Raw genomic sequence first — 23,548 nt, 5'->3', positions numbered from 1 at the left:
TCAGCCGCCGAGGCGGCGCAGCAGCACCGCGGACGCCACGGTGTGCGCGCCCCGGCGGCGCACCGAGCGCACGAGCTCCTGGTCCGAGGTCGCCACCAGCAGCGGCCTGCCCGCCGGTTCGGCGGCGACGAGATCGCGGACGACGTCGTCGGCGATCACTCCGGCGTCGCTGAACAGCACCCGCACCCCGCGGCTGCCGCGCACCGGCGCGGCGATCACCGCGGCGCCGTCGAACACCACGGTGATCTCGGCCCCGGTGCGGGCGCCCAGGGCGCTGAGCTGGGCCACCAGCCGGGAGCGCTGGTCGGCCAGCGGCAGGTCCGGGTAGCCGGTCTTGCTGACGTTGTAGCCGTCGACGATGAGGTGCACCGACGGCACGCTCAGCAGCGCGTCCAGCGCGGCCAGCCCGTCGACGGGTGCCGCGGCGCGTGCGCCCGCCGCGCGGTCGCCCGTGCCCGCGACCAGGTCCGCCGGCCGCGGTCCGCCCGCGCCGACGTCGAGCTCGCGGCGCAGGCCCGAGATCGCGCCGCTGACGGTGTCGAGCAGCAGCTCCAGGCGCACCTCGTCGCCGCGACGGGCCTCGCGGGCGGCCTGGCGGGCGGCGGCGACCTGACCGGCTGCGGCCTCGGCCCTGCGGCGTTCCCGGTCGGCACGCTCGCGCTCGGCGGCGGTCTCGGCGCGGGCCCGGGCGAGCTCCTCGTCGACGCCGCCGCGCAGCCGCGCGACCTCCGCCTCCAGCTCGCTGCGGGCGTCGAGCGCGGCACGCAGCCGGGCACCCTGGTCGCTGACCCGGCGGCGCATCTGCTGGTACTCGGTCTCCCGCTCGCCGACGAGCATGCGGGCCCGCTCCCGTTCCTCGACCAGCTCCGCACGGGCCCGTTCGAGCTCGGCGGTGAGCTTGTCGACCTTGGCCAGTGCCTCGTCGCGCTCGGCGCGCAGGTTCGCCAAGTCCGCGGTCTGTCCCACCTCGGCGACCCGCCGGTCCGCGAGCGGGTCGGCGGTGAGCAGCGCGACCGCGGCCGCATCGAGCTTGTCGACGGGCGCGGGCAGCGGCCCGGCCCCCTCCGCGGCTCCGGCGTCGCCGGCGGGCGCGCCGGTCCCGTCCGGGGACGGGTCGTCGGTGGGCCGTGGCGTGGAGGTCTCGGGGAGCTCCAGCTCACCGGGCCGGTTCTCGGCCCACCAGGCCACCACCGCGGCCCGGAACGCCGCGTCCTGCTGGAGCCGGGCCACCAGCACCTGCCCGCCGAGGCGGGCCCGCTTGGCGGGGGTGAACCGGGCGAAGCGGCGCAGCGGGGTGGGGACCTCCCCGGGCGGCAGCCCGCCCAGCGCGGTGCCCGCGATCTCCGCGAGCCGGGCCCGCAGCGGGGCGGGCAGCTCCGGCCAGTCGCCCGCGGCCGGTCCGCCGGGGCCCTCCCCGTCACGGGTACCGTCCTCGGCGCACGACGGCGGCCCGGAGCGCGTGGGCTCCGGTCGCTCCGTGTCGTCGTGCGCCATCTCTCCAGGTTATCCCCGCCCGCCCCGGACCGCCGTCGGCGCGGCCGTCCCCGTACGGGGCGTGCCCGATCGGTGGCGGCGCCGCGCCCGCCCGGGCCCCGGCCGGGCGTTCGAACATACTGTCGGACCCGACGGCTACGGTGCGGACGTGACCTCCTGCTCCCCGCAGCTCACCTTCGACGAGCTGGGCACGCCGCTACGCGACGTCACCTTCTGCGTGGTGGACCTCGAGACGACCGGCGGCAGCCACCGGACCGACGCGATCACCGAGGTCGGCGCCGTCGCCGTCCGCGGCGGCAGCCGGATCTCCGAGTTCGGCACCCTGGTCGACCCGGGCGTGCGGATCCCGGCCGACATCACTCGCCTGACCGGCATCACCACGGCGATGCTGCACGGCGCACCGCCGCTGGGCGCGGTCCTGCCGTCGGTGCTGGACATGCTCCGGGGCTCGGTCCTGGTGGCGCACAACGCCCCGTTCGACGCCGGATTCCTCAAGGCCGCCTGCGAGCGCCTCGACCGTCCCTGGCCCGGCCCCCCGGTCCTGTGCACCGCGCGGCTCGCCCGTGCCGTGCTGCCGCACGCCGAGTGCCCCAGCGTGAAGCTGGGCGTCCTGGCCCGGCACTTCGGGTGTGCCACCACCCCGGACCACCGGGCGCTGACCGACGCCAGGGCGACCGTCGAGGTGCTGCACCACCTGCTGGAGCGGATCGGGAACCTGGGCGTGCAGAGCCTGGAGGAGCTGCTGCAGCTCGTGCGGGACCGGGCCCCGCACCGGCCCACCACCACCCAGCGCCGCCGCAGGCATCTGGCGAACGACGTGCCCTCCGCGCCCGGGGTGTACCTGTTCCGCGGCGGCGACGGCCAGGTGCTCTACGTCGGCACCAGCGGTGACCTGCACCGACGGGTGCGGTCGTACTTCACCGCCGGGGAGAAGCGCCGCCGGGTCCGGGACATGCTCGCCCGCGCCGAGAAGGTCGACACGGTGGTCTGCGCGCACTCCCTGGAGGCCTCGGTGCGCGAGCTGGCCCTCATCGCCGCGCACCGCCCGCCGTACAACCGGCGCTCGCGCAACCCCGGCCGGGCCTACTGGGTGGTGCCGACGGCGGAGGCGTTCCCGCGGCTGTCGGTCGTCGCCACCCCGCGGGCGGGCGCCCTGGGCCCGTTCGGGTCGCAGCGGGCCGCGACCGACGTGCTCGACGCCGCGCTGGACGCGCTGCCGCTGCGCCGGTGCACGATCCGCATCCCGGCCCGGAACCCGTCGGCGACACCGTGCGCTCTGCACGAGCTGGGCCGCTGCGCCGCGCCGTGCGCCGGTCTACAGCCGGCCGAGGACTACGCGCCCGCCGTGCACGCCTGGGGCCACCTCGTCACGGGCAGGGACGACGGCCCGCTGCGGGTGCTGGCCGCCGAGGTCGACGACCGGTCCGCCGGCGGGCGCTACGAGGCCGCCGCACGGGCCCGGGACCGGCTGGCCACGCTGGCCGCCGGGGTCGACCGGGGCACCACCCTGGCCGCGCTCGCCGGGATCGACGAGCTGGTCGGCGCCCGGCCCGACGGCCGGGGCGGCTGGGAGCTCGCCGTGCTGGGGCACGGACGGCTCGCCGCGGCGGGCACCGCGCCGCGCGGGGTGCGGCCGATGCCGGTCGTCGAGGCGTTGCGGGCCGGCGCGCAGACGGTCCTGCCGGGCGACGGGCCGCTGCGCGGGGCCCCGTCGGAGGAGGTCCGGATCCTGCACCGCTGGCTCACCAGCGGCGGGACCCGGCTGGTGCACTGCGACCCGCCGTGGGCGGAGCCGGCGCGGGGCGGGGGCGCCTGGCGCACCTGGGCCGAGCGGGCCCGGGAGGCCTCGCACCGCACCGGTGACCGCTCCCCCGACGAACCGGCCGGGGTCTGAGGTCGCACGGAGACTGCACGGAGGCCGTACCGAGGCCGCAGGGAGGCCGCAGGGAGGCCGCACGCACGACGGCGGCCCCGCCGGAGACGGTGTCTCCGGCGGGGCCGCCGTGGAGTGCTTCCGGGCCGAGGCCCGGGCCGTGCTCAGTCGCGTGGCTGCTGCGGACGACCACCGTCGTCTGGGCGGCCCGCGAGCTCACCGTGCCCGGACTCGAGCTCCGCCCGCGCCTCGTGACGCCGGCGCGACTCCTCGAGCTCGCGCTCGTGGGCCTCGTGGCGGGCCGCGGCCAGCGCACGGGACTCCTCGACCGGGTCGGGCGTGAGCAGCGAACCGGAGACCGGCTCACCCGCCGAGCCCAGCTGGTTCATCCGCTTGGGCACCGAGGCGCCCTGGTACTCCAGCGGGATGGCGTGGCCGTGCGCGTCGACGCCACCCAGTGGCTGGTGCACCTCGATGAACTCACCGTGCGGGAGCCGCTTGATGATGCCCGTCTCGATGCCGTGCTCCAACACCGCGCGGTCCGACCGCTGCAGACCGATGCACCAGCGGTAGGCCACCCAGTACACGATCGGCGGCACGACGAGCAGACCGATGCGGCCGGCCCACGTCGTCGCGTTCAGCGAGATGTGGAAGAAGTACGAGATCCAGTCGTTGAACCCGCACATCACGAGCCACAGGTAGAACGAGATCGCCATCGCACCGAGCGCGGTCCGGACCGGCACGTCGCGCGGGCGCTGCAGCAGGTTGTGGATCGCGTCGTCGCCGGTGAAGCGCCGCTCGATCGACGGGTAGGCACCCGCGAGCACGAACAGCACCGGCAGGAAGCCCGCGGTGGGGATGAACGCCGCCGGGATCGTGTACGTCCCGAACAGGTAGAACTCCCACGGCGGGAAGATCCGGCCCATGCCCTCGGACCACAGCATGTAGAAGTCCGGCTGCGACCCGGCGGAGATGTGCGAGGCGTCGTACGGGCCGAGGTGCCAGATGGGGTTCATCTGGAACAGCCCCGAGATCAGCGCCAGCACACCGGCGACGACGAAGAAGAACGCGCCGCCCTTCGCCGCGAACTGCGGCATGATCCGCACGCCGACGACGTTGTTCTCGGTCCGGCCGGGGCCGGGGAACTGGGTGTGCTTCTGGTACCACACCAGCCCGAGGTGCACGGCGATCAGCGCGAGGATGATCCCGGGCAGGATCAGCACGTGGATGATGTAGAGCCGCGGGATGATCTCGGTCCCGGGGAACTCGCCGCCGAACAGCGCCCAGTGCACCCAGGTGCCCATGATCGGCACGGTCAGCGTGATGCCCGAGGCGATGCGCAGACCCACACCGGAGAGCAGGTCGTCCGGCAGGGAGTAGCCGGTGAAGCCGGCGAAGGTGCCCAGCAGGATCAGCACGATCCCGATGGTCCAGTTGGCCTCGCGCGGCTTGCGGAACGCTCCGGTGAAGAACACCCGGAACATGTGGATGATCATCGCCGCGACGAACAGCAGCGCCGCCCAGTGGTGCAGCTGGCGCATGAACAGCCCGCCGCGGACCTCGAGCGAGATCTCCAGGGCGGACTCGTAGGCACGCGACATGTGCACGCCGCGCAGCGGGTCGTACGGCCCGTTGTAGACGACCTCCTGCATGGAGGGGTCGAAGAACAGCGCCAGGTAGGTGCCCGACAGCAGCACGATGATGAAGCTGTACAGGGCGATCTCGCCCAGCATGAACGACCAGTGGGTCGGGAAGACCTTGTTGAACTGCTTCCGCAGACCCGCGGCCGCGTGGTACCGCTGGTCCGCCTGGTCGAGTGCTTCGCCGCCCTTGGCCGCGAGGCCCCCTGAGGAGGTGGTGGGTGTCGTGATCGAACTCATGTCGTCTTCGGCCTCTCCCAGAACGCGGGTCCGACGGGCTCCACGAAGTCGCTGCGGGCGACGAAGAAGCCCTCCTCGTTCACCGTGATCGGCAGCTGGGGCAACGGCCGGGCGGCCGGCCCGAAGACGGGCTCGGCATCCTGGGTGGCCAGGAACTGCGACTGGTGGCACGGGCAGAGAATGCGGTTGTCCTGCGCCTGGAACAGCGAGGTCGGGCATCCGAGGTGGGTGCAGACCTTCGACCAGGCGTAGAAGTCACCGTAGTTGAAGTTCTCCTGACCGGGGCGCTTCGTGACCTCGGTCCCGGGGCGGAGACGGATGAGCATGACCGACGCGTCCGAGGCGCGCTGCGCGTGCAGCAGCTCCTCCTCGTTGCCCCGCTCGCTCTCGCGGTACGGGAAGACCGTCATCATCGCGCCCGGCTCCATGTCCTCGGGTCGCACACGGGCGATCTCGGAGAGGATGCCGGTGTCGGTGCGCAGGTAGACCGTCTCGCCGTTCTCCGGACGCCAGCCGGTGTGCCACAGCGGGGCGTTCTCACCCTCGGCCCACGGGTTCCGGATGATGCCGCCGAGCGCGACGACACCGGTGCCGATACCGGCGACGGCCGCCGCCAGCCCGGCGCTGCGGATGATCAGCTTACGACGGCCGATCGTCGTGCCCTTGCCCGCGTCGGCGACCTGGGCCAGGAAGGTGGCGCGGTCGACGTCGGTGGACGGGCCGTCGTGACGCTGCTGGACCGCGGTCTCCGCGGGGAACAGCTTCTTGACCATCTGGATGACCGCGATGCCGATCGCGAGCACCGCGAACCCGAAGGTGAACCCGATCACCGGCGTGTACAGGGTGTACAGCTCGTGGCCGGGCTCGCCGACGTTGACGTACTCCCACGGCCACCAGATGAAGGCGACCACGAAGGCGAGCATCGAGATCGCCGAGATGAGGAACCACAGCGCGACCGAACGCTCGGCGCGCTTCTCCGCACGGGTCCCCGGGATCGGGAACGCGGGCGTGTTGTGCACGACCTCGACCTCGTCGAGCTCACCCGCCAGGCGGGCGAGCTGCTCGGGCGACATCGCGTCGAGCTCGTCCTTGGTCGGACGGCGGTCCGACCCGGTGCTGACTTCGCTGCTCAACTCTTCGCCCCCAGCCAGATCGCGAACCCGACGAGACCGGACATCACGACGGCGAAGATGAAGACACCCTCGGCCGTCGGGCCGAGACCCAGCAGCGCGTAGCCGCCCGGGTCGTTGGCGTGGTTCACCGACTTGATGTACGCGATGATGTCCTGCTTCTCCTGAGGCGTGAGCTGCTGGTCGGAGAAGCGCGGCATGTTCTGCGGGCCGGTCTGCATCGCGGTGTAGATCTGCTCCTCGTTGGCCGGCTCGAGCGCGGGAGCGTACTTGCCGGACGACAGCGCGCCGCCGACACCGGTGAAGTTGTGGCAGGACGCGCAGTTCAGGCGGTACAGCACGCCGCCGCGACCGGGGTCGTCGCCGCGCAGCGCCTCGCCGCGGGCGGCCGGCGTGACCGGGCCACCGCCGTTGGCCTGGATGAACGCGCCCAGCGCCTCGAGGTTCGCCCGGCCCTCCTGCGTCTCCGGGTCGAAGATCGGCAGCGGGTGCTTGCGGGCGGCCTGGGCCTCCTGGCGCGCCATCGGCATACGCCCCGAGGACACCTGGAAGTACACCGCGGCGTCTCCGACGCCGATCAGGCTCGGGCCGCGGTCCTCGACGCCCTGCAGGTTCGCGCCGTGGCACGTGATGCAGGTGTTGTTGTAGAGCTGCTCGCCCTTGGCGATCAGCGCGGTGTCCTGCTGGGCCTGGGCGACCTGCGGCTGCGGCGCGAAGGCGGCGTAGAGGAAACCGACGGACAGCAGGCCCAGCCCGATGGCGAGGGCGCCGGCGATGCGGCGCTTCACCTTGCCGTGCGGACGGGTGCGGCCCCCGGCCTTCTCGTCCGGCCGTTCGACCGGTGGTGGGTTCTGGTTCTCGGTCATCGCTGGGGGTCTTCCAACCTCGACGTCGTGGCGGGTGCTGTCAGGGGACGGGCGGCGCGATCGGTCAGCGGATGAAGTAGATCGTGGCGAACAGCCCGATCCACACCACGTCGACGAAGTGCCAGTAGTAGGACACCACGATCGCCGCGGTGGCCTGGGCGGGCGTGAACTTGCTGAGCTTCGTGCGGATGATCAGGTACACGAACGCGACGAGGCCGCCGACCACGTGCAGACCGTGGAAGCCGGTCGCCAGGTAGAAGACCGACCCGTAGGAGCTGGACGAGATCGTCGTCGCGTGCTCCTCCACCAGGACGAGGTACTCGTAGGCCTGGCCGAGGACGAAGATCGTGCCCATCACCAGCGTCACGACGTACCAGCGGCGCAGGCCGAAGACGTCGCCGCGTTCGGCGGCGAACACGCCGAACTGGCAGGTGAACGAGGACGCGACCAGGATGATCGTGATCGTGAGCGCGTACGGGACGTTGAGCTCGGTGGGCGGTGGCGGCCAGGGACCGTCGTTCTGCGCCCGCGCGGTGAAGTACATCGCGAACAGCCCGGCGAAGAACATCAGCTCGCTGGAGAGCCAGACGATGGTGCCGATGCTGACCAGGTTGGGGCGGTTCAGCGAATGGATCCGCGCGCTGATGTTGGGTGCCGCTGTCGTCACGTCGGGCATTATGACCCGAGCCGAACTTCTACGGCTTGTCGGGATACCCCTCACCGCATCACGATCGGCGAACGGACCCGATGATCGGGAACTCATCGCCTGGTCGGGCCGACGGAGCGGCCGCCACGCGGCCCCGGCCCGGATCGCCGACACGACAACGTTCGGGGGTGTCGGGAGGTTCCCCTAGTATCGCCGGCGTGAGCGGACGAGCGGCAGAGATCGGCAGCGCGGCCGGGTCGGGGACTGGGACCAGCACGGTGCTGGTCTACAGCCACCGTCCCGAGGTCCGCGAGAGCATCATCGAGGCGGTCGGGCGGCGACCCGCGCCGGACGTGGGCCGGGTGCGCTGGGTGGAGGCGGCTGGAATCGCCGAGGTCCTCGCGGCCTGCGACGCGGGTGAGGCCGACCTGCTGGTCCTCGACGGCGAGGCCCAGCCGACCGGCGGGATGGGCGTGGCCAAGCAGCTGCGTCACGAGATCGTCGACTGCCCGCCGATCGTGCTGACCGTCCGCCGCCGGGACGACCGCTGGCTCGCCACCTGGTCGGAGGCGGACGCCGTGCTGGTGCACCCGCTCGACCCGATCGAGGCGGCCGAGGTGGTCGCCCAGGTCCTGCGCGACCACCGACCCGGCACCCTGACCCAGCAGCAGTAGCGAGACAGAGGACACCTCACGTCGTGAGCGCACCCACCTGGCCCTCCGTGATCGGCCGCCTGATGCGTGGCGAGGACGTCACCGCCGACGAGGCGACCTGGGCGATGGGTCAGGTCTTCGCCGGGGAGGCGACCCCGGCGCAGCTCGCCGGGTTCCTCGTCGCACTGCGCGCGAAGGGCGAGACGCCCGCGGAGATCTCGGGCATGGCCGACGCGATGCTCGCCCACGCGGTGCGGGTGCACGTGCCTGGCCGTTCGGTCGACGTCGTCGGCACCGGCGGGGACCAGGCGCACACGGTGAACATCTCCACGATGGCGGCGATCGTCGTCGCGGCGGCGGGTGCGCCGGTCGTCAAGCACGGCGGGCGCGCGGCGTCGTCGCAGTGCGGGACGGCCGACGTGCTCGAGGAGCTGGGTGTCGCGATCGAGCTGACCCCGGCCGCGGTCGAGCGGTGTGCCGCGGAGCTGGGGATCGCGTTCTGCTTCGCCCAGTCCTTCCACCCCGCCATGCGCTACGCCGGCGGGGTCCGTCGCGAGCTCGGGGTGCCGACCGCGATGAACCTGCTCGGGCCGCTGTCCAACCCGGCCCAGCCCGAGACCGGTCTGATCGGCTGCGCCGACCCGCGGCACGCCGCGACGATGGCCGAGGTCTTCGCCCGGCGCGGCAAGTCGGTGCTGGTGGTGCGCGGCGACGACGGGCTCGACGAGCTGACCACCACCGGGCGCAGCACCGTCTGGATCAGCGACGGCGGCACCGTCCGCGAGGAGCGGCTCGACCCGGCCGACCTCGGGGTCGGCGTGGTCACCGCCGAGGACCTGCGCGGCGGCACCCGGCAGGTCAACGCCGCCGTGGTCCGCGACCTGGTGGCCGGCAAGAGCGGCCCGGTGCGCGACGCGGTGCTGCTCAACGCCGCGGGCGCGCTCGCCGCGCACCGCGGGATCGGCACCGACCTCACGGCCGCGATCGGGGACGCGCTCGACGCCGTCGCCGCGGCCGTGGACTCCGGCGCCGCGTCCGACCTGCTCACCCGCTGGGCGGCGCTGTCCACCGAGCTGGCCGCCTGAGGGAACCGGCACCACCGTCCACGGGACCGCGGCCCGGGCGGTCCGGCCGGTTCGTTCGTGCAGCGTCGTCCGCCGTCCCGGCCCGCGACGGTACCGCGGGCCGGGACGGTGCTCAGTCGAGGCCGATGGCGAAGGCCGCGTCGGTGTCGGCCTTGGAGTAGGACCGGAACGCGATGTGCGTGTCGGTCCCGACGACGCCGTCGATCCGGCTGAGCCGGCTGGCGATCACGTCGGCGAGCTGCTCGTGCTCGCGCACCTTGACGATCGCGATCAGGTCCACGTCGCCGGCACAGGAGTAGACCTCCGACACGCCGTCGAGGTCCGCGATGGCCTGCGCGGTCTCGGGGATCCGGTCGGCGGCGGTGTGCACCAGGACGATCGCGGTGATCACGGTGGGGCTCCCCCTCGGGTCAGGGCGTGGCGGACACCGGTCAGGCTACGTGGGGGCATCCCCTGTGGCGCAGGCCGCATCCGGTTGCTACTGTCACCGTCATGCGCACCGTCGAGCACACCCTTGCTCCGGCCGCAGCGCTGCCCGCACTCATTCCCGCGGTAGTAGCACTGCGCGTCGGCTGATCCAGGCCGCCGACGCGCCCGCGCCGCAATCCCGGCGCTTTCCTCCCGCACACCGCGGTGAGGATCTTCGAGACCTGGCTCGCGTTCCCGCTTCTCTCTCGCGCAACGCACGGAGCCGCACGATCATGAGCATCACCGCCGACCGCCCCACCACCACCTTCTCCTTCCCCACCGGTACCGGTGGCGCCGCGGACATCGCGTCCCGGATGCCCCGCCGGCACACCGTCGTCACCGGCGACGGGATGGCCGGGGTCATGCAGATCGCCTCGGCGCTGCAGAGCTGTGGCCGCACGCTGCGCGAGTTCTGCGTCGACGTCCGTGAGGGCGTCGCCTACAGCTCGGTCACCTGCACCCTGTCGATGACGCCCGACGAGGCCGACGACTTCACCCGCGGCATGGGCGCCATGCCCTGCGTCCTGGCCGTCGACCCGTACTGAGCCGGACTGAGCCGGACTGACCAGCACCGAGGCTACGGGCCCGCGGCCGCTACGGCCGTGAGCTGCGGCTGCGGGCCGCGTCGAGCATCTCGGCCCGGTCCGCGATCTTGACCCGTTCGGTGCCGCCGCGCCACTCCCCGAGGGCGATCTCGGCGGCGTCGAGACGCAGCCAGTCCTCCCACAGCACGGGGTCGACGCCGTAGGAGCGCATCCGCTCGACGACGGCGTCGCCACCCGGCCGCGGCGGCGTCGCCAGGTCCGGCAGGTCGGCCAGCACCGACTCCGCGGTCTGTGCGCCGTCGCCCTTGTTGGTGCCGATCACCCCGGTCGGGCCCCGCTTGATCCACCCGGCCACGTAGCTGCCGCGCACGGGCTCCCCGCCGAGCAGCACCCGTCCGGCCTCGTTCGGGACGGTGCCGGTCGCCGGGTCGAACGGCAGCCCCTCGATGGGCTCGCCCGCATAGCCGATGGCCCGCACGACCAGGCCCGCCTCCACGGTCTCGACCTCACCCGTGCCGTGCACCCGGCCGTCGGCGTCGACGGCGTTGCGTTCGACCACGACGGCGCCGACCCGGCCGGTGCCGTCGTCGACGAGCCGGACCGGCGACCGCAGGAACCGCAGGTGGATGCACCGGCGCGCACCGGTCGCGGACCGGGCGGCCCATTCGGTGAGCATCTCGATGTTCTGGCGCATCCGCCGTTCCTCCGGCTCGGCGACGCCCGCGGCGAGCAGGCCGTCGTCGTGCACCACGACGTCGACGTCGTCGAGACCCCCGAGACCGCGCAGCTCGGCAGGGGTGAACTTCACGTGCGGCGGGTCACGCCGGACCAACACGTGCACGTCGGTGACCGCGCTCGCCCGCAGTGCGTCGAGCACCGCGTCGTGCGCGTCGGTGGCGGCGAGGTCCTCGGCGGGGCGGGCAAGGACCCGCGCCACGTCGACGGCGACGTTCCCGGCGCCGACCACGACCGCGCCGAGGCGGTCGAGCAGCGGGCCGGGGCCCACCGCGTCGGGGTGCCCGCAGTACCAGGACACGAACGCCCCGGACCCGACCGAGCCCGCGAGATCCTCCCCCGGGACGCCGAGGTCGCGGTCGACCGCGCTGCCGGTGGCGTGCACGACGGCGTGGTAGTGCTCCCGCAGCGCCTCCCCCGGGATGCCGCCGGGACCGACGTGCACGTTGCCGAGGAACCGGACGCGGTCGCTGTCGTCGAAGGTCCGCACCAGCGCCCGGATGACCGACTTCATCTTCACGTGGTCGGGAGCGACGCCGTAGCGGACCAGACCGTAGGGCGCGGGCAGCCGGTCGATCACGTCCACGTGCACCGCCGGGTCCCCCGCCAGCAGCGCCTCCGCGGTGTACAGGCCGGACGGTCCGGATCCGATGACGGCGATCCGGGCGGGTCGTGGGCTGAGGACCTGCGGGGTCGACACGTGCGCACCTCCGAGCCGGGGACGGTGACGACGCTAACAGCGATGACCCGTCCGGGCGATCACCGACGCAGCGCGGTGCCGACGGCGCGCACCGCGGTCCGCCCGTCGGGCAGCAGCAGCTCCGTACTCAGGGTGCGGAAGCGCCGGCCGTCGCGGATCGCGACGGTGCGGGTCCGAAGCCGGTCGGTGACCTGCACCGGCCGCAGGAACTCCACCGTCGTCGACAGCGGCCGGGCGTCGCCGGCACCGGGGCGCGCGGACTGGGCCGCGGCGGCGAGCCCGGACAGGACCGCGCCGTGGGTGGTGCCGTTGAGGTTGGTCGTCGAGGGGCCGGGGGTGAACACGACATCGCCGTCGGCGTCGCGCTCGAGGTTCTCCGGCCGCAGCCGGGTGGCGTCGAACGGCGGCAGGGCGGCCCGCACGTCGGTGCCGGGCGCGGTGGCGTAGGGATCGGTGGTGTCGGGAGCGGTGGGGCCCGGGGCGGGAGCGGTCGCGAGCCCGCCGGGGCCCGCGGGGACACCGGTCAGCGCGAAGGTCGCGACGACGTGCGCCACGGCGACCCCGGTGTCGTCGTGCATCTCGGCCCGGCCGACACCGACGGCGTCGTCGAGGTGCAGCAGGGTCAGCTCGGCGCGCAGCCACCGCGCGTCCGGCGCGGGGATCCCGGCCAGGTCCAGGCGCAGGTCGACGGTGGGGGCGCCGGCAGCGAGGCGCGCGGTGGAGAACACGAGGTAGCCCAGGCCCGCGTCCGCGAGGAGCGCCGGGACCACCGGGAGGACCCGGCCGTCGGCGGTGCGGACGCCGTCGTGCAGAGGGGCGCGCACCACCGTGCGCTCCCGCGTCGACGACGGGTCGGGGACCATCCCGAGGCCGGACTCGACCGGCGCGCGCCGCAGCCGCTCCCGGGAGCCCGGTCCGGGCCTGGTCTGCTGCGGTTGCGTCGTACCGGTCATGATCCCATCGTGCGTCACCCCGGGGGTGCTCCCGGCTCCGGGTCCCGGTACCCGGCGGTGAGCAGCGCCGCCGCGTCGTTGACGGCGCGCCGGTCGCGGTGAGGACGCGCACCCGGCGATCGCGCCGGTCAGCCCGCCGTACGGGCGTACCGGCTCACCGGGCGGGCGAGCCCGAACCGGTCCCGCAACGTGCCGTCGTAGTGGGCGGGCGCCCAGGCGTCACCGAGCGCGGGGAGCAGGCCGTCGACGATCTCGTCCACCCCGGACGGCAGCGCGAGCGGGACCAGGACGAACCCGTCGGCGGCACGCTCCTCGGCGGCGTCGCGCAGGAGGGCGGCGAGCTCGGCCGGGTCGCCGACGTGGCGCAGCGTGGCCGGACCGGTGTCGGCGCCTGCCGGAGCGAGGGCGTCGAGCTCACGCAGCCGGGCGGGGGCGTCGTCGCCCAGCAGGGTCTCGACGTCGAGCAGCACGGTGACCTGCTCGGGGTCGCGCCCGGCGCCGGCGACGGCGACCCGGACCTGGTCGCGGGCCTCGGCGGCACCGGCGACCGTGTCGGCCGCGACCCGGACGACATCGGCGTAGCGGCCGACGGTCGCCAGCGCGGCGGGCTCGTCGCCGCGCAGCACGGTCAGCGGCTGCCCCTGCGGCGGGCGCGGTGTGATCGACGGCCCGGCCACCGAGAAGAACTCGCCGGTGAAGTCGATGTGGTGGAGCCGGTCGCGGTCGACGAAGCGCCCGGTGGCGGCGTCGCGGATCTCGGCGTCGTCCTCCCAGGAGTCCCACAGCCGCGCGGCGACCTCGATCACCTCGCCGGCCTCCTGCCAGAGCGAGGCCGCGTCGCGGGCGGCGCGTGCACGGCCGAACAGGTCGGCCTCGGCCTGGGTGCGCGACACCTCGGGCTGCCACCCGGCCCGGCCGGTGGACACGAAGTCGAGGGTGGCCACGGCCTTGGACAGGTGGAACGGCTCGGTGTGCGTGACGGTCACCGTCGGCACCACCCCGATGCCGGGGACGGCGGGCGCGACCCGGGCGGCGACGGCGACGGCGTCGAGGGTGCCGGGCAGCGCGGCCGGGTCGGCGCCGGGCGGCTGCAGCGAGTCGGGCAGAGCGACGAGGTCGAGGCCGCCGCGCGCCGCGGTGCGCACCAGGTCCAGGTGGTACGGGGCGGTGAACAACCGGGCCGGGTCGGCGCCGCCGAGCCGCCACGCGGCGGGGTGGCGCCCCGCCGCTCCGAGTTCGACCGCCAGATGCAGACGTCCGCTCACCGTGCCTCCGTCGCTCGTGTTCAGCTCCTGACCGAGCCAACCCGTCGCGGACGCGGTCTGTTCCCGGCTACCCGGCAGCGCGCAGGTCCGCCTCGATCGCGGCGGCGCAGGCGCGCAGCTCGGGCAGGATGTCCGCGCGCAGGCCGTCGGCGTCGTTGCGGGAGGCGTGGGTGGAGACGTTCGCGGCCGCGACGACCCGCCCCGCGCGGTCGTGCACCGGCACCGCGACCGAGCGCAGCCCGGCCTCCAGCTCCTGGTCGACGACGCAGTACCCGTCCACACGGACCCGGTCCAGCTCGGTGCGCAGCTGCTCCCGGGTCGAGACGGTGTGCGCGGTCAGCGCCGCGGGCTCCAGCGCGGCGAGGTGGGTGTCGAGGTCGGCGGGTGGGAGGGCGGCGAGCAGGACCCGGCCCATCGACGTCGCCCAGGCGGGGAAGCGGGTCCCGATCGTGATCGTGACGGTCATGATCCGCGAGGTGGGGACGCGGGCGACGTAGACGACGTCGTAGCCGGTGTGCGGGTCGCCGTCGAGCACCGACACCGACGCGGACTCGCGCACCGTCGCGACCAGCCGTTCCAGGTGCGGGGCGGCGATCTCGGGCAGCCCCATCGCGGACAGGTAGGACCAGCCGAGCTCCAGCACCCGCGGGGTCAGCGCGAACAGCCTGCCGTCGGTACGGACGTAGCCCTCCTCGGCGAGGGTGAGCAGGAACCGGCGCGCCGCGGCGCGGGTGAGCCCGGTGGCACGGGCGACGTCGGCGAGGGTCTGCTGCGGGCGCTGCGCGTCGAAGGACCGGATGACGGCCAGACCGCGGGCCAGCGAGCGGACCTGCTCGGTGCGCGGGGCGCTCACCCGGGCCGCCCGGCGAGGACGGTGTCGACCAGGTCGACGGCGTGCCCGGTGCCCGAGCCCTGGGCGCCCGCGGCGAGGGCGAGGTTGCGGCCCATCGCCCCGGGGTGCACCTGCAGCCCCTCCAGGCTCACCCGCAGCCGGGCCGCGGCACCCGCGGTGACCCGCAGCAGCGCGACGAGCGTCTCCCACTCCGCGTGCCAGGCCCCGGCGGCGCGCTGGAACTCCTGCTCGGCGCCCGCGAGCAGCGTCGCGACCAGGCCGGGTGCGCGCTTCGCGGCGCCACGGGCGGTGACGGCGGCGGCCGGGTTGCGCTTGTGCGGCATCGACGACGAGTCCCCCGGCGCGGACTCCGACACCTCGCCGAGCTCGGTGGCGGACAGCAGCACCACGTCGCCCGCGGGCTTCGCACAGGCCCCGGCAGCCACGCCGAGTGCCCCGGCGAGCTCGCCGATGCGGCTGCGTTCGGTGTGCCACGGCACGCCCTGCGGGGCGAGCCCGAGCCGCGCGGCCAGTGCGTCGGCGACGGCCGGGCCGTGCGGGTGGACGGCCGCGAGGGTGCCCGCGGCGCCGCCGTAGGAGACCGGCAGGGCGTCGAGCATCCGGTCGAGACCGGTGCGCGCCCGGTCCAGCCCGGTGCACCAGGTCGCGGCGACCAGGCCGAAGGTGGTGGGCAACGCCTGCTGGCCGAGGGTGCGGGCCGCGCACGAGGTGTCGCGGTGGGCGGCGGCGAGCGCGGCCGCGGCGTCGGCGCAGGCCGCGAGGTCGGTGACGATGCGGTGCCCGGCCCGACGGGTGAGCAGCATCAGCGCAGTGTCCATGACGTCCTGGCTGGTCGCGCCCGGGTGCACCGCCCGCTCGGCGCCGGGCTGGATCCGCGCCGCGGCCGCCTTGAGCCGTTTGACCAGCGGGATGACCGGGTTGCCGCCCTCGACCGACTCGGCGGCCAGCGTGTGCGGGTCGAGGCCCGCGACGGCGGCGACGGCGCGTTCCACCGCGTCGGCGTCGTGCTCGGCGACCGCGCCCTGCTCGGCGGCGACGGCCGACAGCGCCAGCTCGACCTCCAGCAGGGCGGCGATCCACGCGCCGTCGTCGAGCAGGCCGTCGACCCGGTCGGTACCGGACAGGGGCCCGAGCAACGTGTTCGCCATGCGTACGAGCGTACGGCCTGCGACCGCCGGGAGGAGGACGTCCGCGCGCCCGGCAGGCAGAATGGCCCGACGTGTTGACCCACATCCTGCTCGACCTCGACGGCACCCTCGTCGACTCCGCCCCCGGCATCCTCGGCTCGATGCGCCGCGCCATCGACGAAGTGGGCCTGGACGTCCCCGAGTCCGCGCTCGGCACCCACCTGCTCGGCCCGCCGCTGTACCGCAGCCTGCCCCCGATCCTCGGCGAGGAGGGCGCCGCCGCGGTGCTGCCGGTGTACCGACGGGTCTACGGTGACGAGGACGGCTGCCTGGACTGCACTCCGTACCCCGGCGTCGAGGAGCTGCTGCGCGCACTGTCCGCGGCCGGCGTGACGATGGCCCTGGCCACCAGCAAGGCCGAGCCGCCGGCCCGCCGGATCATCGCCCACCACGGCTGGACCGACCTGTTCACCGAGATCGTCGGCGACACCCGCACCGCGGACCGGCCGACCAAGGGCGCCGTGGTCGCCGAGGCGCTGCGCCGGCTCGGGCACCCGTCCGGCGCCGACGAGCCGTTGATGGTCGGTGACCGGCTGCACGACGTCGAGGGCGCCGCCGAGCACGGCCTGCGCTGCGTCGGCGCGGGCTGGGGCTACGCCGAGCCCGGTGAGCTGATCGCGGCGGGCGCGGACACCGTCTACGACTCCGCGGACGAGCTCCGGGTCGCCCTGCTGGGCCGAACAGGTGGTCCGACAGGGCGGGACGGCGCATCCGCGGCGGGCCTTCGCCGGCAGCCCCTCAGCTGAGACCCGGCCGGGCGGCCCCCTCCGTCCGACCCGTGCCGGGGACACGGACGGGCCGATATACACCGGACATGACGGTCGTCGCGCTGTACCGGTACCCGGTCAAGTCCATGCTCGGCGAGTCCCTGACCCGGGCCACCGTCACCGGGCGGGGGCTGCTGGGCGACCGCGCCTACGCGGTGCTCGACACCGAGAGCGGGAGCATCGCCAGCGCCAAGGTGCCCAGGCGCTGGCTCGGGCTGCTCGACTTCGCGGCCCGGTTCGTCGCCGAGCCGGTGCCCGGGGAACCGCTGCCGCCGGTCGAGATCACCTTCCCGGACGGCTCGGTCCTGCGCAGCGACGACGAGGGCCTGGACACCGCGCTGTCGGCCGCGCTCGGGCGGGACGTGTCGCTGGTCTCGGTCCCGCCGGAGGGCAGCCACTTCGAGGAGCTGTGGCCCGACATCGAGGGCCTCACCCCGCAGCAGCTCGCCCCGCGCGCGCTCATCGAGGCCACGACGACCCGGCACGAGGACTCCGGCGAGGCCATCAGCCGGTTCGACATCTCCGCGTTCGGGGCGCCGGGCACGTTCTTCGACCTGTCGTCGCTGCACCTGCTCACCGAGTCCACCCTCGACCGGCTCCGCGAGCTCGCGCCGGAGGCGACCTTCGACCCGCTGCGCTACCGGCCGAACATCGTGCTCCGCGCCGACTCCTCTTCCGACGGTGGCCACGGCTTCGTCGAGAACGACTGGCCGGGTAGCACCTCGACGATCGGCGAGGAGGTCCGGCTCTCTTTCTCCTTCGCCACCATGCGGTGCGTCATGACGACGCTCCCCCAGGGCGACCTGCCCGACGACCCGGACACCCTGCGCACGATCGCGAAGCACAACCGCATCGAGATCCCGCAGATCGGCGGGGTCTGGGCGTGCGCCGGCGTGTACGCCGAGGTCGCCGCGGGCGGGGAGATCGCCGTCGGCGACCCGCACACCGCCCCCGCCCCGGCCTGACCCACGCCGCGCCCGCCCGACCGACGGTGCGCCGCGACGGCGACGGTCGCCGAGATGCAGCTCAGCGGGGTACGGGGCACCCTCGGGCCCCGCTGAGCTGCATCTCGGCGCGTGGACACCACTCCGGTGGTGTTCGCAGAGCGAACGCTTGTGCGTCTGTCGTACGCCGCGTACCGTCGTCGGCGACGGAGGTGCGTGATGGACAAGGTGGTGGCATCCGCCGCGGAGGCGGTCGCCGACATCGGCGACGGGGCGTCGCTCGCGGTCGGCGGGTTCGGCATGTCCGGGGTTCCGACGGTGCTGATCGCGGCGCTGCTGGAGCAGGGCGCGACGGACCTGGAGACGATCTCGAACAACCTGGGCGTCGACGGCTTCGGCCTGGGCACCCTGCTCGCCGCCGGGCGCATCCGGCGCACGATCGGCTCCTACGTCGGCAACAACAAGGAGTTCGCCCGCCAGTACCTCGCCGGCGAGCTGGAGCTGGAGCTGACCCCCCAGGGCACCCTCGCCGAGCGGCTGCGGGCCGGCGGCGCGGGCATCCCGGCGTTCTACACCCCGGCCGGGGTGGGGACGCTGGTCGCCGAGGGCGGGCTGCCCTGGCGCTACGCGGCCGACGGCTCGGTCGCCGTCGAGTCCCCGGCCAAGGAGACCCGCGAGTTCGACGACGTGACCTACGTCCTCGAGCGTGCCCTCACCCCGGACTTCGCGCTGGTCCACGCCTGGAAGGGCGACCGGCACGGCAACCTGGTGTTCCGGCGCGCGGCGCGCAACTTCAACCCGGACTGCGCCGCGGCCGGGCGGACGACGATCGCCCAGGTCGAGCACCTGGTCGAGCCCGGGGAGATCGACCCCGACGAGGTCCACACCCCCGGCATCCACGTGCACCGCGTGCTGCACGTCCCCGACGTCGAGAAGCCGGTCGAGTTCAGGACGGTGCGTTGACCATGGCCCTCAACCGTGACGAGATGGCCGCCCGGGTCGCGGCGGAGCTGCCCGACGGCGCGTACGTCAACCTCGGCATCGGCATGCCGACCCTGGTCCCCGGGCACATCCCCGAGGGCCGGACGGTCGTGCTGCACTCGGAGAACGGGATCCTCGGCGTCGGCCCCGTCCCCACCGACGACGAGGTCGACCCCGACCTCATCAACGCCGGCAAGGAGACCGTCACCGTCGCCGCCGGTGCCGCCTTCTTCGGCTCCGCCGAGAGCTTCGGCCAGATCCGGGCCGGGAAGCTCGACGTGGCCGTCCTGGGCGGGATGGAGGTCGCCGCGAACGGTGACCTCGCGAACTGGGCGATCCCCGGCAAGATGATCAAGGGGATGGGCGGCGCGATGGACCTCGTCCACGGCGCGCGCTCGGTGATCGTGATGATGGACCACGTCTCCAAGGACGGGTCCCCCAAGATCGTGGAGCGGTGCTCGCTGCCGATCACCGGCCTCGGCTGCGTCACGAAGATCGTCACCGACCTGGCCGTGATCGACGTGACGCCGGACGGGCTCGCACTGGTCGAGACCGCGCCCGGCGTCACCGCCGACGAGGTACGGGAGAAGACCGGCGCTCCGCTGCGCTGACCCCGCCCCGTTGCACCGACGGCTGCCCCGCCGGGCGCGCCCCCTCGGTCGCGTCCGGCGGCGGCGCGTCCCTCAGGCGGGCGCGCCCGGCGTGACCGGCAGCCGGGACAGGCCCCGGACCAGCGTCGACTCGCGGTAGACGAGCTCCGAGGGATCGACAGCCAGTGCCAGGTCCGGTCGCTGCGCGATGAGCTTGCCGATCGCCACCCGCCCCTCGGTGCGGGCCAGCTGCGCGCCCAGACAGAAGTGGATGCCGTGCCCGAAGAACACCCCGGACGAGGAGTCCCGGGTGATGTCGAGGCGATCCGGGTCCGCCAGCCACTCCGGGTCCCGGTTGGCCGCGGCGAGCCCCAGCATCACGGTCGACCCGGCGGGGATGGTCACCCCGGAGTACTCGACGTCCTCGCCGGCGAAGCGCATCGGGGCGTTGGAGACCGGGGACTCGAAGCGCAGGAACTCCTCCACCGCCGAGTTGATCAGCGACGGGTCGGCCTTCAGCCGGGCGTGCTGCTCGGGGTGGGTCAGCAGGGCGAGCACGCCGTTGCCGATCAGGTTGACCGTGGTCTCGTGCCCGGCGATGAGCAGCAGGGTCGCCATCGCGACGAGTTCCTCGGACGACAGCCGGTCGCCGTCGGCGTCGCTGACGGCGAGCAGGCCGGACAGCAGGGCGTCGTCGGGCTCGGTGCGCCTGCGCTCGATCAGCTCGGAGAGGTAGCCGTTCAGGCTGCCCATCGCGGCGAACTTCTCCTCCTGCGGGGAGTCGTCGACCAGCACCGACGACCAGGCGGAGAACCTGTCGCGGTCCTCGGCGGGCACACCCAGCAGCTCGCAGATGACCAGCACCGGGACGAGGAACGCGTACTGGCGCATCAGGTCGACGGGGCCCTCGGCGGGCAACGCGTCGAGCAGCTCCTGGGTGATCTCCTCGACCCTGGGCTGCAGGTCGTTCATCCGCCGCACGGTGAACGAGCGGCCGACGAGCTTGCGCAGCCGGGTGTGGTCCGGCGGGTCCATCAGGATCATCATCGGGATCGGCGCGGCCGGCTGGCCCTCGCGCTGGCCGGCGGGCAGCGTGTACCGCCAGTCCTTGCTCAGCCGCGGGTCGACGAACGCGGCGCGGACGTCGGCGTACCGGCTGATCAGCCACACCTTCCCGTCCGGCAGTGCGAGCTCCCGCACCGGCTCCTCGGTGCGCAGGGCCGCGTAGGCGGGGTGCGGGTCGGTCCAGAAGTCGCCCGAGAACAGGTCGTGCGTCTCGGTGCCGGTGGTGGTCAGCGCCATGGGTCCATCGTGCCAGCCAGTGGTAAGCGAGCGCTTACGTCAATCGTGTGACGGAGCACGCAGCCGGGTCGAGATCGATGTCGGCCGGCGACGGCCGGCCGAGGACGACCGACGCGGCCAGCGCGGCCAGCGCCGGCGCGGACTCGATGCCCGACCCGCCCTGCCCCGCGACGAAGAAGAAGCCGGGATGCTCCGGGCGCGCACCCAGCACGGGGGCACGGTCGGGGGCGAAGGTCCGCAGCCCCGCCCATGCGGTCCGGACCGACCGCAGCCCCAGCGTGGTAGCCGGACCCACCCGGTCCAGGGCGAGGGCGACGTCGAGCTCGTCGGGACGGGCGTCGCCCGGCTCGGCCGGGGTCTCGTCGGCCGGGGAGACGAGCACCGTGTCCGCCTCGGCCTTGAGGTACCAGCGCTCGGCGGCGTCGACGACCATCGGCAGGACGGCGCCGTCGACGGTGAGCACCGACGGGTCGGCGACCGGGCAGGCCGCGATCGTGCGCCGGTAGGGGGTCAGCCCGGCACCGGGCACGCCGGCGAGTGCCGCCACCGCGTCGGCCCAGGCGCCGGCCGCGTCGACGACCGTCTCCGCCCGCACCCGGTGCCCGGCGGCCGTCGTGGCGGTCCAGCCGGAGCCGTCCCGCTCCAGCGCGGCCACCCGGGCCCCGCGCAGCACGGTGCCGCCGCGGGCGCGCAGCCCGCGCCGGTAGCCGTCGTGCAGGGCGGCGGTGTCCACGTCGCAGGCACCGGCGGTCCACGCGGCCGCACGCGGAGCACGGCGCAGCACCGGCACGCGTCGCCAGGCCTGCGCGGGGTCCAGGGCGACCGGGGCGCCGGGCTCGCCGTGCTGCTCGCGCACCGTCGTGGCGAGGTGGTCGGCGGCCAGGTCGTCGTCGGCGACGTGCAGGACCGGGCGCGGGCTCAGCAGCGGTGGTGTGCCGAGCAGCGCGGGCAGTGCGGCGAACCGCGGGCCCGAGGCGTCGATCAGCGCGCGGAACGGACCGGAGCCGTGCCCGGGGATGTAGGTCGCCGCGGAGCGGGCGGTGGAGTGGACCGGCAGGTCGTCCTCCGCCTCGGTCAGCACGACCCGGGCGTGCGCAGCCAGCTCCCACGCGACCGACACCCCCGCGATGCCGCCGCCGATCACCAGCACGTCCGCCGTCACCGTGCCCGCCGTACCCATCCCCGCCGCACCCATGCCCGCGACGATAGGGCGGCGGCGCCGGGGAAAACCGGTGGCACCGGTCGGGGTCGTCGTCGTAGCGTCGCCGCCATGCTGATCCGGTTCCTCTGAGCGACCCGCGCGGTCGATCCCCGCGCCCTCCGTCGCCGGCCCGTGACGTCCTCACCGGGCCCCGGAACCGTCGCCGCCCTCGCGCGGCCCCTCCGGCGTCCCCGCGCGTCACCAGCCCCTCTCACCCGGTCCGAGTCCGACCCGATGTTCCGAGGAGGTCGTATGCCCACGACCCGCCACACCACCGCCCACAGCGCAGCCCACAGCACGGCCCACAGCACGGCCCACAGCACGGCCCACAGCGCAGCCCGACCGACCGACGGGCCCGCGGATCCCGGTCCCCTGACCGGCACGACCCGGCCCGACACGGCCGGCGGGGCGACACCCGGCGGAGCCACCGCCGCCGCACCCGCCAACCGCGCCGAGCGCCGTGCGGCCAAGCGCGGCAGGTCCGGCTCGCCGGGCGGCCCGGCGGCACCGCGCACGGCGGGGCCGGCCCCGCAGGCCCGCCCGGCCCACGTCCGCACGGACTTCGCCGCCCGCCGCAGCGGCTGACCGCACGGGGAGCGCGGACCGGGCACCGGAGACGCCGACGGGCGACCGTCGGCGTGCCCGGTCCGTGATCACTCCCGGCGGCGCGCCCCGACCGGGGTGCGACGTGGGAGGCTGGACGCCGTGACCGTCACCGTCTGGTGGGCCGCCCCGGCCGATCCCGGCGCCCGCGCCGACCTCGTCGCGCTGCTGGACGCCCACGAACGCGAACGGCTCGTCGCGCTGCGACGGCCCGAGGACCGCGCCCGCTACCTCGCCGCGCACGCGCTGGCCCGGCTGGTGCTCGCCGAGCGGCTCGACGCCGACCCCGCCGAGCTGGTCCTCGACCGGACCTGCCGCTGCGGGGAGCCGCACGGCAAGCCCCGCCTGGCCGGGCGCGGCGACGACCCCGGCTTCTCCCTCACCCACTCCGGCGCGCTGGTCGGTGTCGCGGTCGGGACCGGGCCGGTCGGCGTCGACGTCGAGGCGCACCGCCCCCTGTCCGGCCTCGACGGCCTGGTCCGGCACGCCCTGTCCCCCGCCGAGCTCGCCGCGGGGACGCCCGACGGGACCGGCTTCCTGGTCACCTGGACCCGGAAGGAGGCGCTGCTCAAGGCCACCGGCGAGGGCCTGTCGAGCCCGATGGACGCGATCACCCTGTCCCCGCCGCACAGCCCGGCCCGGGTGCTGGACTGGACCGGCACCGCCGGGAGCTGGTGGGTCACCGACGTCCCCACCGGCCTCGACGACCACCCGGGCGCCGTCGCCGGGGCGGGACCGGTGGCCCCGGCCGTCACCGTCGCCGACGGCGACGCGATCCTGTCGGTGCGCCGGGGCACGATGCACGGGTGATGATGGAGTGACCGCGG

The 23,548-nt window shown here is 74.7% G+C and carries 23 protein-coding genes; 10 read left to right on the top strand and 13 right to left on the bottom strand.

Annotated elements, in window-relative coordinates; translation table 11 throughout:
* Positions 1-1,494, bottom strand: coding sequence for an NYN domain-containing protein (locus tag XF36_RS08045; RefSeq protein WP_060711500.1), 1,494 nt, complete (start codon positions 1,492-1,494; stop codon positions 1-3).
* Between the two features lie 148 nt (positions 1,495-1,642).
* Here XF36_RS08045 and XF36_RS08040 point away from each other — a divergent pair, with 148 nt between their 5' ends.
* The gene (locus XF36_RS08040) at positions 1,643-3,388 is read left to right on the top strand and encodes a DEDD exonuclease domain-containing protein (protein ID WP_060711499.1); all 1,746 of its coding nucleotides are present in this window, start codon (positions 1,643-1,645) and stop codon (positions 3,386-3,388) included.
* Positions 3,389-3,531: 143 nt separating this feature from the next.
* Here the strand turns inward: XF36_RS08040 and XF36_RS08035 are convergent, their stop codons facing one another.
* From XF36_RS08035 to XF36_RS08020, 4 genes are all read right to left on the bottom strand, one after another.
* The gene (locus XF36_RS08035) at positions 3,532-5,247 is read right to left on the bottom strand and encodes a cytochrome b (RefSeq protein WP_060711498.1); all 1,716 of its coding nucleotides are present in this window, start codon (positions 5,245-5,247) and stop codon (positions 3,532-3,534) included.
* A complete protein-coding gene (locus XF36_RS08030; RefSeq protein WP_082375256.1) occupies positions 5,244-6,380 on the bottom strand; it encodes a ubiquinol-cytochrome c reductase iron-sulfur subunit in 1,137 nt (378 codons plus the stop codon). The genes XF36_RS08035 and XF36_RS08030 overlap by 4 nt, the downstream gene beginning before the upstream one ends.
* Complete coding sequence (locus XF36_RS08025; RefSeq protein WP_060711497.1) at positions 6,377-7,243, bottom strand: c-type cytochrome; 867 nt, start codon at positions 7,241-7,243, stop codon at positions 6,377-6,379. The genes XF36_RS08030 and XF36_RS08025 overlap by 4 nt, the downstream gene beginning before the upstream one ends.
* A 64-nt stretch (positions 7,244-7,307) precedes the next feature.
* Entirely contained in the window at positions 7,308-7,919 is a 612-nt protein-coding gene (locus tag XF36_RS08020; RefSeq protein ID WP_060711496.1) for a cytochrome c oxidase subunit 3, read from the bottom strand.
* 248 nt (positions 7,920-8,167) lie between these two features.
* Between XF36_RS08020 and XF36_RS08015 the strand changes: the two genes are divergently transcribed.
* Positions 8,168-8,563: a response regulator gene (locus tag XF36_RS08015; protein WP_020625131.1), complete on the top strand. Its 396-nt coding sequence runs from the start codon at positions 8,168-8,170 to the stop codon at positions 8,561-8,563.
* 23 nt (positions 8,564-8,586) lie between these two features.
* On the top strand, positions 8,587-9,627 hold the full coding sequence (trpD, locus tag XF36_RS08010; RefSeq protein WP_145981301.1) for an anthranilate phosphoribosyltransferase: 1,041 nt from the start codon (positions 8,587-8,589) through the stop codon (positions 9,625-9,627).
* A 112-nt stretch (positions 9,628-9,739) separates the two neighbouring features.
* Here trpD and XF36_RS08005 read toward each other — a convergent pair whose 3' ends face one another.
* Positions 9,740-10,018, bottom strand: a complete 279-nt coding sequence (locus XF36_RS08005; protein WP_060711495.1) for an Lrp/AsnC family transcriptional regulator — start codon at positions 10,016-10,018, stop codon at positions 9,740-9,742.
* Between the two features lie 310 nt (positions 10,019-10,328).
* On the opposite strand from XF36_RS08005, the gene XF36_RS08000 reads away from it, so the two are divergent.
* Positions 10,329-10,640, top strand: coding sequence for a hypothetical protein (locus XF36_RS08000; RefSeq protein WP_060711494.1), 312 nt, complete (start codon positions 10,329-10,331; stop codon positions 10,638-10,640).
* 49 nt (positions 10,641-10,689) lie between these two features.
* On the opposite strand, the gene XF36_RS07995 is transcribed toward XF36_RS08000, so the two are convergent.
* The 5 genes from XF36_RS07995 to XF36_RS07975 all read right to left on the bottom strand — a co-directional run bounded on the left by XF36_RS07995 (position 10,690) and on the right by XF36_RS07975 (position 16,294).
* Positions 10,690-12,075: an FAD-dependent oxidoreductase gene (locus XF36_RS07995; protein WP_060711493.1), complete on the bottom strand. Its 1,386-nt coding sequence runs from the start codon at positions 12,073-12,075 to the stop codon at positions 10,690-10,692.
* 59 nt (positions 12,076-12,134) lie between these two features.
* Positions 12,135-13,028 carry a PaaI family thioesterase gene (locus XF36_RS07990; RefSeq protein ID WP_060711492.1) on the bottom strand — a complete coding sequence of 298 codons (894 nt, stop codon included), beginning with the start codon at positions 13,026-13,028 and terminating at the stop codon, positions 12,135-12,137.
* A gap of 128 nt (positions 13,029-13,156) precedes the next feature.
* The gene (locus XF36_RS07985; protein ID WP_064485392.1) at positions 13,157-14,293 is read right to left on the bottom strand and encodes an LLM class flavin-dependent oxidoreductase; all 1,137 of its coding nucleotides are present in this window, start codon (positions 14,291-14,293) and stop codon (positions 13,157-13,159) included.
* 67 nt (positions 14,294-14,360) lie between these two features.
* Positions 14,361-15,146 carry an IclR family transcriptional regulator domain-containing protein gene (locus XF36_RS07980; protein WP_060711491.1) on the bottom strand — a complete coding sequence of 262 codons (786 nt, stop codon included), beginning with the start codon at positions 15,144-15,146 and terminating at the stop codon, positions 14,361-14,363.
* On the bottom strand, positions 15,143-16,294 hold the full coding sequence (locus XF36_RS07975; protein WP_060711490.1) for a lyase family protein: 1,152 nt from the start codon (positions 16,292-16,294) through the stop codon (positions 15,143-15,145). The genes XF36_RS07980 and XF36_RS07975 overlap by 4 nt, the downstream gene beginning before the upstream one ends.
* A gap of 71 nt (positions 16,295-16,365) precedes the next feature.
* Between XF36_RS07975 and XF36_RS07970 the strand changes: the two genes are divergently transcribed.
* From XF36_RS07970 to XF36_RS07955, 4 genes are all read left to right on the top strand, one after another.
* Complete coding sequence (locus XF36_RS07970) at positions 16,366-17,079, top strand: HAD hydrolase-like protein (protein WP_238589175.1); 714 nt, start codon at positions 16,366-16,368, stop codon at positions 17,077-17,079.
* A gap of 68 nt (positions 17,080-17,147) precedes the next feature.
* Positions 17,148-18,065, top strand: a complete 918-nt coding sequence (locus tag XF36_RS07965; RefSeq protein WP_060711489.1) for an MOSC domain-containing protein — start codon at positions 17,148-17,150, stop codon at positions 18,063-18,065.
* 198 nt (positions 18,066-18,263) lie between these two features.
* Positions 18,264-19,007, top strand: a complete 744-nt coding sequence (locus tag XF36_RS07960) for a CoA transferase subunit A (RefSeq protein ID WP_060711488.1) — start codon at positions 18,264-18,266, stop codon at positions 19,005-19,007.
* A 2-nt stretch (positions 19,008-19,009) separates the two neighbouring features.
* On the top strand, positions 19,010-19,636 hold the full coding sequence (locus XF36_RS07955; protein WP_060711487.1) for a 3-oxoacid CoA-transferase subunit B: 627 nt from the start codon (positions 19,010-19,012) through the stop codon (positions 19,634-19,636).
* 72 nt (positions 19,637-19,708) lie between these two features.
* Here the strand turns inward: XF36_RS07955 and XF36_RS07950 are convergent, their stop codons facing one another.
* Both XF36_RS07950 and XF36_RS07945 read right to left on the bottom strand, forming a co-directional pair.
* A complete protein-coding gene (locus tag XF36_RS07950) occupies positions 19,709-20,917 on the bottom strand; it encodes a cytochrome P450 family protein (RefSeq protein ID WP_060711486.1) in 1,209 nt (402 codons plus the stop codon).
* Positions 20,918-20,951: 34 nt separating this feature from the next.
* Entirely contained in the window at positions 20,952-22,112 is a 1,161-nt protein-coding gene (locus XF36_RS07945; protein WP_060711485.1) for an NAD(P)/FAD-dependent oxidoreductase, read from the bottom strand.
* A 258-nt stretch (positions 22,113-22,370) separates the two neighbouring features.
* Between XF36_RS07945 and XF36_RS07940 the strand changes: the two genes are divergently transcribed.
* Positions 22,371-22,703, top strand: a complete 333-nt coding sequence (locus tag XF36_RS07940) for a hypothetical protein (protein ID WP_060711484.1) — start codon at positions 22,371-22,373, stop codon at positions 22,701-22,703.
* 120 nt (positions 22,704-22,823) lie between these two features.
* Positions 22,824-23,531 carry a 4'-phosphopantetheinyl transferase family protein gene (locus XF36_RS07935; RefSeq protein ID WP_226352169.1) on the top strand — a complete coding sequence of 236 codons (708 nt, stop codon included), beginning with the start codon at positions 22,824-22,826 and terminating at the stop codon, positions 23,529-23,531.
* Positions 23,532-23,548: the final 17 nt, after the last annotated feature.

The organism is Pseudonocardia sp. HH130629-09, from assembly GCF_001294645.1.
Lineage (GTDB): Bacteria > Actinomycetota > Actinomycetes > Mycobacteriales > Pseudonocardiaceae > Pseudonocardia.
Note: the sequence above shows the minus strand (reverse complement) of the source record. Positions and strands in the feature narration are given on the sequence as shown.